Here is a 12,908-nt window from a genome sequence, read left to right as displayed (position 1 = left end):
TTTTTAATCTATGTTTACCACAACATTCCTAGGATTACGGGCAGTTAAAAATTCAATTGGCTCCGTTTTACTTGGATTACGTTCAATATGCGGTAAATAAGCTGGAACTCTAAGGAAATCTCCTTGGTTATATTTTTCATAATCTTCATATCCTTCGCCATATAAAAGTTCAGTGGTACCACTAATAATAAAACCAGCTGTTTCTGCTTCTCCATGATGATGTGTTCCTGAATCCATAGCAGTTTCACCAGTTACGCGACCAATCCAAAGGTTAGGAGCTTGAACTGCTGTTTTTCTTGGCATATTTTTCGTTTGGCTTGTTGAATCCATTAAATCAGAAGATTTCACAACTGAAATTTCTTCTTGACTATTATCATTTTCTGAATTCATAACAATGTCATCTTTATTCAGATATTCTAACTGATAAGATGGAGCCATAGTGGTAATAATTTGAAGCGGGGTTGCATCATTATTATTTTGATACATATATGGTTGATAAGATGGTATATAAATGAAATCGCCTTCATTTAGTTCTATAACTTTTTTATATCCTTTTCCGTAGAAAAACGAAGCTTGTCCATTTAATACATAATGGACTGTATTTGATTGTGCATGATGTTGTACATTTGATTCAGCACTGGGAGCAACTGTCAAACTTCCCATCCAAATTTTCTCTCCAACTGCTCCAGTTCTCCAAGTAATATTCTCTTGGCTAGTATCCAAAACTTGCAATTCATCCTTTTTGGTGATACCAAGTTTACTATTATCTATCTTATTCTCTAACATATTTTCACCTCATTAAAGTCTATATTTTGTATTATAATCTAGACATAATCAGCAACAACCTTATTTTTTATTTTGCCAATTTCAGCTATTTCAATTTCAACTACGTCTCCTTGTTTTAATAATATCGGTGGATTACGTTTAGCCCCAATTCCAGGGGGTGTTCCTGTCAAAATAATATCTCCAGGAATAAGAGTCATCGCTTTTGAAATTTCAGAGATAATCTTATTCACTGAAAACATCATTAAACTTGTATTACTAGATTGGACAGTTTCTCCGTTAACTTTACAAGTTATATCTAAATTTTGAACATTTGATATCTCATCTTTTGTGACAATCCAAGGGCCTGTCGGGCAGGACTTGTCCATGCTTTTCCCCATAAACCATTGGCCTCCATGAGCTTGTTGTACATCTCTTGCAGATAAATCATTGGCGCACATATACCCAAAAACATAATCTTCCGCTTCTTCTTCAGAAATTAATTTCCCCTCACGTCCAATAACAACTGCCAGCTCTGCTTCATAATCAAATTTATTTGTAAAATGTTCTGGAATAGGGATCCCTTCATAAGGACCAGCAATAGTTCCGGTTGCTTTTGTAAATATTGTCGGCTTCGATGGCAAATCGATATCCTGTAGTGCTCTTTCGTTAAAATGTTCAAAGTAGTTCCATCCAACGCACATAATATTTCGCTTCAATTTAGGTATTGGAGACAATAGATGCTCGCTTTGAATTTCTCTACTTTCAACATTAGAATGAATAATTTGGTTAATTCTATTAAGTCCTTCACTTCCTGCTTTGATAATTGATAAAACGTCTTGAAACTCACTACTAATATCAATTATTGCATTATCTTTAATTACCCCTACACTTATTTGATTCTCATTACTATAAGAAATAATTTTCATTGAATTTTAACTACCCTCCCAGTATATACTGCTTAAATTTATTTATTTTACTAAAATTTTATATATTTGTAATTTTTTGTGTTTCTGATAAGCTAACTGAATCTAAATCTTTATAAAATTCTTGTTCTGTAAGTCTTAAAATTTCTTTTCCTGCCCGTGCTTTATGTTTCAACATATTTCTTTCAGCAGATACACTGTCGCCTTCTAGTAAAGCTAAATAAATTTCCTCATGTTCTTTAACGGAAAGTTTATTATGTTCATCATTTTTTTTAAATAGCGAAGGGTAGCGATTGGTGTTTTTCCACAAATCCTGTATTGTTTTAACCAGTAATTTGTTTTGACATTTGCTATATATTTTCATATGAAAATCAATATTTAGTTTCTCAAACAAGTCATAATCCTGTTTTTCTATTGCACTGTATGATTCCTTTACTATATGTCGAATTTCTTCAAAATCTTTTTCCTCTAAATTATTTGTTGCTAACCTAGTTGCGAATCCCTCCAATTCTATTCTTAATTCAAAAATATCTTTAATATCTTCTGATGATAACGTGCTAACAACTGCTCCTACATGTGGTTTGAATTCAATTAAATCTTCAGAATTCAATTTATTCATTGCTTCTCTTACTGGGCTTTCGCTACTATCAAACCTTTTTGCTATCTTACTAATTACCAATTTTTCTTCGAATTCATACTCACCTTCATATATTTCTTTTTTTAATGTTTCGTAAATTATATCTTTCTTGGTTTGGTATCCCCTCACGTCAACTACTCCTTTCATCATCCTATATCATATAACCTACATCATATATGATATATTGTCAATGTAATTTTCTAATTATTTTAAATGATTTATAAATTCATAATCAAATTAGAATACAGCGATACAATTTATTTTAATTTGATTGCCAACTAATAAATTGGACTAAAGAGGTTTTAATAGTTAAGCATATAAAAATATAATATATTTTTTCCTAAGAAAATATAATTTGATAAATTCTATTAATTTTTCACTAAATAAAGTAACCTCTCCCAGAATTTATCTGAGAGAGGTTACTTTATTTAGAATACAACAACAAAATAGATGAAATAGGTATAAATTTTAAAATCTAAAGCTCAATCATCGGCTCCTCCTTCTTCTCAGAGCCCCCTTCATCCGAACAAACACTATAAGGAACATCAAAATCCCGGGCAACAGCCTCATCATAGGCGACAAGATCATCCTTCGATAATTCGGATAATGCTTTTTTTCCCATCATCCGAATCCCCTCTTCCATTTCTTTAACGGAAGAATTGATATAATTGACCAATGATTTCGTTCCTTCCTGACGGTTAAAATCATCCTTGTATTTGCCATCGTACCAGACGACCTGTGTCGGCGGTTCAAAGGGAACAGCATTTAACACCTGCTTATGAGAGACCGTAAATAAGACTGCCGACCCTAAATAAATAGCATCTGCTCCTAATGCCATTGCTTTTAAAAATTGTCCTGGTGTAAACATTCCGCCCGAAATAATCAGACTGACCTTATCTCTTACTTTCTTTTTTTGCAAATGCTGATGTGCCCGGTGGAGACCGTGAATGGTAGGAATCCCAAAATCCTCTGATAAGATTGGCGGCGCTCCGTGAGTTGCTGCCTGCCCGCCATCCACAGCTATATAGTCCACGCCAATTTCTAATAAAGCATCAATGTCCGCTTCTATTTTTCCGCCGGCAGCAATTTTTGCTCCAATCGGCACGCCGTTAGTCAGTTCTTTTAACTCCTGGACAAGGTTTTTAAAATCTTCTAAGGTTTGATCCTTAAAAAAATGATTATGGATAACGGCTTCTTCTCCATCGTCTAAGTTTAATACCTTTCGAATATCTCCTTGAAGGTCCTCTGCCGGAATCACAACACCGGAGCTCATCAAAGCACCTTGGCCAAATTTTATTTCAATCATCGATGCTTTCTTGATAAGCTGTTCTTCCTTGGACCAGCTTGTCTTGGAAAACTGCAGGATATACTTATCTGTTCCATCGATTTCTTCCTCCATCACACCGCCTTCTCCAGAATTAAGTGCGGTGCCGAGCTGATTCACCGCATCAGACAGCGCCAGCCTTACTTCCGTGCTTAATGCAATCCCGTAAGCCATCCCGCTGACCATTAAGGGGATATCTAATTCCAACGGCTGCTTGGCCTGCGGACCTATCTTCACCTTTAAATCTACCTGCTCCGTATATTCTGTTGGGAACGCGGCTACTTGAGCCGGTATAAATGTCAGCTTTTCAAAATCCGGCCACGTTTTGGAAGAACCAAGCGGACGGTGCAAGACATCTCCAGATTCCGCCCGTAAATTATTCTCAAAGGTTCGCTGGATCCCCATATGTTTAAAACCGGTTACCATTTCAAATAAATTCTCCTGATAACGATCTTCCATTAAGGTTTTTCCATAATGATTAACCATCCTTTTTATCAAATGACGTCTCATGATAAACAACAGAAAACACATGATGATAAACAGACTAAGCAGGATAAGAATAATGATATCGAGCACCATCTCTGTACACACACTCCTTTTTCTCCAATTTACATCACAGGTTGCTTTGTCTTGCAGTTCTCACTTCCGGCTAACACTTTACCTTCCTATGTGACGTGCTCATGCTCTATCGTTTATGCTTCCATGGCGGGTCACCGTATTCATGCAGCTTTTGATTCACTTTATAAATAACATACGGAACCAGGAAGGATAATAAAGTGCACAGCAGAATTAAATAATTGGGTAATATACCCGTCAGCTGATCCCACATAAATTCGTCACCCCCTTCTTAATCTCTTGTCTGATCCATGGTACCTGTTGACCGGACAGTGGCATCTACCGTTACATTTATGAATGCATTCTGAAAAATATTTTCGCCTTCATCCCAGTTATCCTTTACTTTCAGCCACTCTTTATAATGCCTTTCCTCCATCATTTTTCTGAATCCAAAAAAGTCCATTCCTATGTCTTCTTGTGCCTTTTTTATGACATTGGATGTTATTTTCTCCATCCTTTCGCTTATCAGTTTATCTAATTCATTGAAGTATTCTTTACTTAACAAGGAATTATCACTAAACACTTCAGCAATATTACCCTCTGTATCAATTTCTATATCAATATTTAGTTTGCCTTCCTCATCAATGTTTATTTCTATGTTACTTTTTGCGCGTTTAATTTCATAAACCATTTCTCCATCGTTACTCTCAAATTCAATATAGCCCCCTTTTAAATCTCCTGTTATTAAATTGACGGCAACAATTTCTAATCCACTGATAACATCAACTAATTGATTCGTCTTTCCATCAAAGACACCAGCTCCGTTAAACATCATTTTCCCATCTGATGGAACAACTCTTGGAATAATATAATTATTTTTTTCTAACATGTATTCATTTAAATTTCCTATTCGAAGCGGCTCAATCAATGCTCCTGATTTATCCATATTTTCATTTACTCTGTCAATATGCATCGCAGGAAGCGGCTCTATTTGCGATTCGATTTCCAGTAGCTCTTTCGCCTTTTGGTCGGAAACGATAACTTTGGTTTCTCTTCGCATCTCCGGGTCACGAATAAGTAAATCCATGCTATTTGCAAACATTTCTGGTTCCCTTGCTAATTCTTCAGAGACAACAATTAATTTTAAATGCTCATAAAAGGGAGGATTGCCCTGAATGAGTGCCATTTCCCGAGTTATTTTAAACAAGCTTTGACCGCTAATGGATAGGTTGTTATAAGGCGTTTCAGCATTGTTTCCGCCTTCGCTGGGAGTTCCTAATCCTGAAGGAACAACAAACTGATCTGTCATTGTTATGATTGGTTTATCTCCAGATTGTTCTTCTGCTAAATCGAGTGCAACACCTATCACAAACCCCCGTTCTTCAATATTCACTTCATCCCAGCATCCGGCAAGCAGCAAACAAAAACAACCTAGAAGGAATAGATATGCTTTATTCATTCCGCTTCACCCCTCTGATTTTAGCAACCACCGTTAATAAGATAAGAACCGTGATGTTTAAAATAAGCATCAACCAACTCATTATTGATCCTAATAAATCCACTTCCATGACATCTTGCGGAAACATCCCGGCAAAATATATGATTGGAGTTAAAATAAAAATTATTTTTAGCTTCTCCGCATTTTTGAAAATGGCATTCAATGCAAAAACCCCAATGTCCATAGCCATCGTTGCCGTAATAAAAATAGCCATGATCCATATTACAAAGAAAACAGATTCAAACCGTTCAAAAAAACCGCCGGGTATCTCTACCACCTTTGCCAGCTCTATCGTCGGATAGAGTAAATTAGATGTAACAGCATTCCCAAACACGCCAATACACATGATAAAAATCATCATATATAATCCAACAGGTATACACATACCAAGTGCAGCTGCCTTTGGTGCTTTTTTAGGTTTATCAACCAATGAAAGATAAAACCATAAAATTCCAAATCCGAGATAAGAGATGGCTCCTGTATTCGCAATCACCTGCGTATAACCAGTTATGGGGGTCTGTAATACAGGCATTAAGTTTCCAGCGTTCAACCAGCCAACATTAAATACCACAATGATAAGAGCTATCGAAAGAATAATCGGCATAAACATCATGTTGATTCGAAATAGCCCAGCGCGTGAACCTGAAACAGCATAAACAACTACCAGCAAAAAGGTTAGTGCAATAACTTCGATTGGTGTACGGTCGAATAAATATTGCTGCGATATATTGCTGATTTTACGAATTTGATAGGCAGTGACAAAGATGGAGAGAATCGCAAACATCAGACTTAAAACTATCGCTACTGGTTTTGTTACGATTTTGGAAGCATAGGTAAGAAAGGTTTGCCCTTGAAATCCTGACGCAAATTTAGCTATTGCCCAAGACATAAAAACAGCAAATAGTCCGACAAGGAGCAAGGGTATCCATCCATCAGCACCTATCGTTACAGATGCTAATTGTTTTGGCATCGAAAGAATCCCTACCCCAATAACAATGGATGGAATAGCAATCATGATATCTCTTTCACTAATTCTTTCATCTGCATATTTAAACCTTTTCACTGTTTACGCTCCCCTTTATTCATGAGCTTTTTATCATTGGTCTGCATATAGACAGGGCGTCTTTTCATCATTGCAATCGGTGCACGTAAAACAAGGTCCTTCCAATCATTCATAAAGCTTGGTGCAAATGGGGTAGAATAAGGAACACCGAAGCTCATCAAATTCACAATATGGATATTGATCATGATGTAGCAAAGGATGATTCCATAAAGTCCGAATACAGCAGCTGCAGCCATCAACCCAAACTGCAGGATTCGAAATGTGATGGCAATACTATAGGAAGGCAAAGCAAACGATGCAATGGCGTTGAGTGCAACGACAATAACCATAACAGGACTGACTATCCCAGCGGAAACTGCTGCCTCTCCAATAACGAGCCCGCCAACAATGCCGATGGTCTGCCCAATCGCAGTCGGCAGCCGTAATCCAGCTTCGCGCAGCAACTCCATCGTTGCCGTCATAATCAAAGCCTCCACAACAGGCGGGAAAGGAACTTCATCTCTGCTCGCAGCAATGGAAAATGCCAAATCGGATGGAATCAGCCCAGGATGATAGGAAACCAATGCGATATATAAAGCTGGCAAAAATACCGAAATAAATGCACCAAGATAACGCAGCAGTCTAACCAGCGTCCCGAGTGACCAGCGCCAATAATAGTCCTCAGGAGACTGGAGCAAGCTTCCAAAAGTCGCCGGTGCGATTAATACAAATGGCGTACGATCAAGGAGAATGACCACCTTCCCTTTAAGAAGCGCCTCAGAAGCCTTATCTGGTCTTTCCGTATTTAAAATCTGTGGAAAAGGGGACAAAAAACTATCCTCGATCCATTGCTCAATATAGCCGCTTTCCGGTGCATCATCAATATCAATCGTTTCCAGTCTTCGTTTTACTTCGTTCACCATATCTGGATTCACAATACCGTCCATATAGGCTACAACAAGGTCTTTCTTGGATCGTCTGCCAACTTTATAGGTACTAAAACGCAGATTAGGATCCGCAATATATCGACGAATCATCATGGTATTGGTTCGTATATTTTCGATAAACCCCTCTTTGGAGCCGCGAATCAGCGATTCCGACCGGGGCTCCTCGATAGCACGATTTTCCCCGCCTACCGTATCCATGATAAGTACTTGATCCACTCCATCTAAATAAAACACCGTATTTCCGCTTAAAATGGCATTCGATACATCGTCTAATGAATGTCCCAGTTCGATACCTGTTACTGTAATAACTTCCTTATCAACCGCATCAAAAAGCTCCTGTTTATCATCAGGCAAGTCCGAAGCATTTTTCAAATCCTCCATAATATGGTCATGGATGTAGATATTATTCACAATGCCATCGATATAAACAATTGCGATTCGATGATTTGCCTTGCCAATAGTGAATTCACGTATTACTAAATCACTTGGATCCTCTAGCATTTTTCTTATATTACTTAGATTTTCAGTCAGATTTGTTCCAATTTCCAAAGAGAAATTTTCTTCTGTGTTTTTCTTTTTATTTTGCCAATAGAAAGATCGGCCCAACATTATCCCCTCAAGTCATCTGAATAGTTGCTCCTCTTCTTTTTCCCAATAGGACCCCCATTTATGTATAAAATATATCCATTTGCAAAATCTAAATCTATATATCGCCTGTGAAAGGGGTACTAAACCAAATGGATGAAAAAAATATACACTTAACAGCTGCCGAAATTGCTTCTGTATGGACAGGATATATGAATGATACGCTGGCAAAAAGCATTTTGAGTTTTATGTTAAAGCATGTGGATGACCCTGAAATAAAGCCTGTTGTCCAGCATGCCTATGACAATTTCACAAATCAAATAGACCAGCTGCATCAGATTTTTGAAGAAGAAAATTTTGCAGTCCCAAATGGATTTACGGAGAAAGACGTCAATATGAAAGCTCCCTGGCTTTTCACCGATGTTTTTTGTTTAACCTATGTGACGCATATGGCAAGGATCGGGATGATTACTTACAGCGGGTTTGTCACGATGAGTATAAAAAAAGAAATACGGGATTACTCCATACAAGCGCTTCAGGCATGGCGGCGCTTTATGATCATGCTGTGGAAATTGCTCTGAAAAAAGGAATCAATGCGAGACACCCCTATATTGAGTCTCCAAAGCAAATCGATTATGTGGACAGCAAAAAATATTTTAGCGGACTCAATCCATTTAGTGATAAACGGCCATTAAATGCCATTGAGATATCTCATCTCTATATGAACATCCAAACAAATGAAATGGGGGTAAGATTGTGCCTTGCGTTTGCTCAGACCTCTCCTTCCAAAGTTGTACAGGATTTTATGATCAGATGTAAAAACATTTCACAAAAACATATAAAAATATTCGTGGATAGTTTGATGGCCAATGATATCGGCGCGCCCCAAGTACCTGATACAGCAGTTAGTGATTCTACAACACAAACTTTTTCAGATAAATTAATGATGTATCATATGTCCTTGCTCATATCTGCCGGGATTGGAAACTATGCCACTGCCGCTGCAGCTAGTCAGCGAATGGATCTGGCTGCGAATTATGAACGGCTGTCTATGGAAGTTGCTAAGCTTGCAAAAAGCGGCGCAGATATCATGATTGATAACAATTGGTTAGAGCAGCCGCCGGGGACGAGAAATCGAGAAAAACTGGCGAAGAATAAGGAGAAGAGCTGATACCTTTTCTCATCTTAATTCATATGGAAAAAACATCGGCTTTTGCTGACACGCAAGGCCGAATTTTTTCTTAAAAAATCAATGATGTATCTAATGGCAAGCATTATTAAACAAGGCAGCCTTTATCATTAAGGTAATTTGGTCAATAAAAAATACATCATCACAAATTATCTCCATTTAGTTGTTGAATCTTACCTTACTCTGAATATGGCTTTTATACCAAAATAAAATCAGCGAAACAGCCCTCCCTGAATGGATGAAGAGAAAATTAACAAAGTGGGTGAACCAATGGAGACGAAGTTATCAAGGAAAAGCAAAAAACTTGAAGCAGTACTTTGGAGCATTGCTCTACCTGGATTTGCTCAGTTACTAAGTCGTCATTATATAAAGGGGATTCTGTTTATTGGATTGGAATTCTTAGTTAACGTGATGGGAAATTTGAATACCATTATTGTATTGAGCTTCAACCTTAAAATCGAGGAAGCCATCCCAGAGACCAACTATTTATGGTTAATGTTTTATCCGTGTTTATATTTCTATGCGATTTGGGATGCTTATAAAAATGCTGGCGGCGGGGAAAAAGCCTTTGCGTATCTACCACTTGTTTTTTCTGCCTATTTTGTTACTGTAGGCGTCATTTTTTCACCTAGCTTCACCATTGCCGGGCAATTGATCGGTCCATTATGGCTGCCTATCCTGTCTACACCAATTGGTTTAGCAGCCGGTGGGTTTATCAGATGGATTTTATTAAAAATATATACGGACAGAGAAACAGAAGAGGCTATCTAATCATGTTTTAGGCTATTGCTTTGCTTGATAAAAAGTTTATTTTATTACGTAACAAAGCCTGCATTCACACAAAACCCTATCTTGTTTCTTAAAGCTCCACTTTTACTTGGACGTTATCTAGATTAAACAGAATAAATAATAAAAACTTACATTGGAAACAAAATGTATTACTTTTATAGCCCTAATCACATACAACCGTTCCCTTTGAATGACGGATAAGAATATTAATTGAGAGTGGGGGAAAAATATGCGGAAATACTTTTGGGAGGAAAATCCATATGACATCAACACATAATGCCCCTTTATCATCTGCCGAAATTTCACAAATTTGGACAACATACCAAGAAGATACAGCTTCGATTTGTATGCTGATATCTTTTGTGAAAACGATTGAAGATCCGGAAATTGCTGCATTGCTTCAGCATGCTTTGGAATTATATGAATCACATATTCCTAAGCTGACTAATTTTTTCACTGGTGAAAGCTGGCCTGTACCTCTTGGGTTTACAGAGGCAGACATTAATTTGAGTGCACCAAGACTATATACAGATGGATTTATGCTATATTACTTACAAATGATGGGGATTCTAGGAATGAATGCTTACAGCATCGCTATTGGCACAGCAGTCCGCTCAGATATCCATGATTATTACTCGGAATGTATGGCTGAAACCGTTGATCTTCATAAAAGGGCCAATAGCCTGATGTTAGAAAAGGGGTTATTTGTGCGGGCCCCTGAAATCACTCCGCCAGATCGTATTGCGTTTGTGACTGATAACAATTTCCTAGGTAAATGGATGGGAGAGAATCGCCCTTTGACCGCTTTGGAAATCTCGAATCTTTACGCTAATAGCCAACGGAATTTATTAGGAAAGTCGTTATTGATTGGTTTTAGTCAGGTGGCTAACAATCCGGGCGTCCGTAAATATATGGTGAAAGGAAAGGAAGTTGCGGAGAAGCATGTCGAGACTTTTAGTTCAAAGCTCAATCAAGATGATCTTCCGGCTTCTGCTACTTCAGATGCAGGAATTACTGATTCGACAGTTTCCCCTTTTTCAGACAAGCTCATGATGTTTTTTACAAGCAGTCTCATCTCCGCCAGTATCGGTTATTATGGGAGCAGTATGAGCATGGGTGCCCGAAAAGATCTTATCACCAATTATTCACGTTTAACCGTTGAAATCATGAAATACTCTGCCGAGGGTGCGAAACTCATGATTGATAACGGTTGGATGGAAGAACCTCCTCAAGCAAAGAATAGAGATAAGTTAGCAAAAAAGGGTAGGGGCTGATAATTAGGTTATAAAAATCAAAAATGTACGCTTCCCCCTTGCAGCGTACATTTTATTTATCATAGAACGTAAGAATGTATAGAAGAAAATATCTCTATCCGAATTTAAAACATGCTACTTGCTCAATATCCTTCCTTTTCGTGACTATTACATGAGTTATTGTGGAAAACTAAATGAAATTCGTGAAAAAAGATGTCTATGTAGCACTAATTAAAGCAATGAACCTTATTATAAGCTGGATAATATTCTTATTTTTATCGCAGTGTAACTGGCTGGGACTGCGATTACTCGCCCCACCGAAAACCATTACGATTACTCGTCCCATCGAAGGGCTTTTGTAAGACTCCCACTTCAAGAAATGAAGGAAAATTGTTATTTCTAATTGGGAGATACAACAGCCAGTAACGGCCCGATTCGTTCAACTAACAACTCTTTACGATGGGGTGAGTAATCGCAACCCCAATCAGTGGGGGATGAAAAGAACCCCCCCACTGATTGAAGTTTCACTTTATGATAAGAAGCCCCCAGCATATGTACTAATACAACTATCTAAGCATTCATTCATCAATATGCGTTAATCTCAGATTAGGAGCGTGCGTATATGCAGCCTACTTGGCAGGACATTGTTGACCTGACGAAACAGTATAGAGACATGAAATTAGAATACTGGTTAAATGAAAATCTATTTACCTCCAGCTGGTGGATTCTTTTTGTGACAACAATTGGTACCTTTATTGTCTGGCTTGTTCTTTTAGATAAGAAAAGAATTATTGAGATGATGATATACGGATTTTTAGTAACATACATAGCTGTCATAGCGGATGCAATTGGTGTTGCGTTATTGTTATGGCATTATCCAAACACATTATTACCTGCGCCTCTAATCGTTGAAGTACATAGAGTGCAGATGCCTATTATTTATATGCTTATCTATCATTATTTTCCTGCATGGAAATCCTTTTTGGTTGCAGTTACTATAAATGCATTTGTTTTCGCATTTATACTAGAACCGACTTTAGTGTGGTTACAAATATATGAACCATATCATTGGAAACACATCTATTCATTCTTACCTTATATTATAATAGCTGCTGGATTCAAGCTTATAATAAATAAACTGAAGCAACTGGATCAAAACTATAAATAGCTGCCTTAAATGTACTAATTCAATTATTTTCTCACTTCGTTTCATTAGGATTTATTTTAATTGATGGCAATACATTGCTTTTCTAAAATGTTTAATGGTGATGCGAGATCGGTATGCAATAATTACGCTTACTTAGAGAAATGCTAAATCAAAAATTCCCTAATTAATCGTACAATCCGTATGAAATATTAGTTAAAAGGAAAAGATGTTAAAAAATAGGAAAACGAGGAGAG

At 37.4% G+C, this 12,908-nt stretch carries 13 protein-coding genes; 5 read left to right on the top strand and 8 right to left on the bottom strand.

Annotation, left to right across the window (positions count from 1 at the left end):
• Positions 1 to 3: 3 nt before the first annotated feature.
• From MKX55_RS06655 to MKX55_RS06620, 8 genes are all read right to left on the bottom strand, one after another.
• The gene (locus tag MKX55_RS06655) at positions 4 to 786 is read right to left on the bottom strand and encodes a cupin domain-containing protein (RefSeq protein ID WP_339237023.1); all 783 of its coding nucleotides are present in this window, start codon (positions 784 to 786) and stop codon (positions 4 to 6) included.
• Positions 787 to 824: 38 nt separating this feature from the next.
• Positions 825 to 1,691 carry a fumarylacetoacetate hydrolase family protein gene (locus MKX55_RS06650; RefSeq protein WP_339237020.1) on the bottom strand — a complete coding sequence of 289 codons (867 nt, stop codon included), beginning with the start codon at positions 1,689 to 1,691 and terminating at the stop codon, positions 825 to 827.
• 58 nt (positions 1,692 to 1,749) lie between these two features.
• On the bottom strand, positions 1,750 to 2,454 hold the full coding sequence (locus tag MKX55_RS06645) for a GntR family transcriptional regulator (protein ID WP_042532599.1): 705 nt from the start codon (positions 2,452 to 2,454) through the stop codon (positions 1,750 to 1,752).
• Positions 2,455 to 2,800: 346 nt separating this feature from the next.
• A complete protein-coding gene (locus tag MKX55_RS06640) occupies positions 2,801 to 4,228 on the bottom strand; it encodes an FMN-binding glutamate synthase family protein (RefSeq protein ID WP_339237018.1) in 1,428 nt (475 codons plus the stop codon).
• Positions 4,229 to 4,334: 106 nt separating this feature from the next.
• Positions 4,335 to 4,478, bottom strand: coding sequence for a hypothetical protein (locus MKX55_RS06635; RefSeq protein ID WP_193063071.1), 144 nt, complete (start codon positions 4,476 to 4,478; stop codon positions 4,335 to 4,337).
• A gap of 18 nt (positions 4,479 to 4,496) precedes the next feature.
• Positions 4,497 to 5,663, bottom strand: a complete 1,167-nt coding sequence (locus MKX55_RS06630) for a Ger(x)C family spore germination protein (RefSeq protein ID WP_339237016.1) — start codon at positions 5,661 to 5,663, stop codon at positions 4,497 to 4,499.
• Positions 5,656 to 6,765: an endospore germination permease gene (locus MKX55_RS06625; RefSeq protein ID WP_339183436.1), complete on the bottom strand. Its 1,110-nt coding sequence runs from the start codon at positions 6,763 to 6,765 to the stop codon at positions 5,656 to 5,658. The genes MKX55_RS06630 and MKX55_RS06625 overlap by 8 nt, the downstream gene beginning before the upstream one ends.
• Positions 6,762 to 8,300 carry a spore germination protein gene (locus MKX55_RS06620; protein WP_193063065.1) on the bottom strand — a complete coding sequence of 513 codons (1,539 nt, stop codon included), beginning with the start codon at positions 8,298 to 8,300 and terminating at the stop codon, positions 6,762 to 6,764. Before MKX55_RS06620 ends, MKX55_RS06625 begins: the two co-directional genes overlap by 4 nt.
• A 128-nt stretch (positions 8,301 to 8,428) precedes the next feature.
• Between MKX55_RS06620 and MKX55_RS06615 the strand changes: the two genes are divergently transcribed.
• The 5 genes from MKX55_RS06615 (at position 8,429) to MKX55_RS06595 (ending at position 12,675) form a co-directional block, all read left to right on the top strand.
• Complete coding sequence (locus tag MKX55_RS06615) at positions 8,429 to 8,857, top strand: DUF3231 family protein (RefSeq protein WP_339237013.1); 429 nt, start codon at positions 8,429 to 8,431, stop codon at positions 8,855 to 8,857.
• Positions 8,818 to 9,447 carry a DUF3231 family protein gene (locus MKX55_RS06610; RefSeq protein ID WP_339237011.1) on the top strand — a complete coding sequence of 210 codons (630 nt, stop codon included), beginning with the start codon at positions 8,818 to 8,820 and terminating at the stop codon, positions 9,445 to 9,447. The genes MKX55_RS06615 and MKX55_RS06610 overlap by 40 nt, the downstream gene beginning before the upstream one ends.
• A 288-nt stretch (positions 9,448 to 9,735) precedes the next feature.
• Positions 9,736 to 10,236, top strand: a complete 501-nt coding sequence (locus tag MKX55_RS06605; protein WP_339237010.1) for a hypothetical protein — start codon at positions 9,736 to 9,738, stop codon at positions 10,234 to 10,236.
• Positions 10,237 to 10,514: 278 nt separating this feature from the next.
• On the top strand, positions 10,515 to 11,528 hold the full coding sequence (locus tag MKX55_RS06600; protein WP_339237009.1) for a DUF3231 family protein: 1,014 nt from the start codon (positions 10,515 to 10,517) through the stop codon (positions 11,526 to 11,528).
• A 601-nt stretch (positions 11,529 to 12,129) separates the two neighbouring features.
• A complete protein-coding gene (locus MKX55_RS06595; RefSeq protein ID WP_193063059.1) occupies positions 12,130 to 12,675 on the top strand; it encodes a CBO0543 family protein in 546 nt (181 codons plus the stop codon).
• Positions 12,676 to 12,908: the final 233 nt, after the last annotated feature.

This window comes from Oceanobacillus sp. FSL W7-1281, assembly GCF_037969835.1.
GTDB classification, from domain to species: Bacteria; Bacillota; Bacilli; order Bacillales; family Amphibacillaceae; genus Oceanobacillus; species Oceanobacillus oncorhynchi.
The sequence above is the reverse complement of the archived record's forward strand: the minus strand, read 5'-3'. Positions and strand labels throughout refer to the sequence as shown.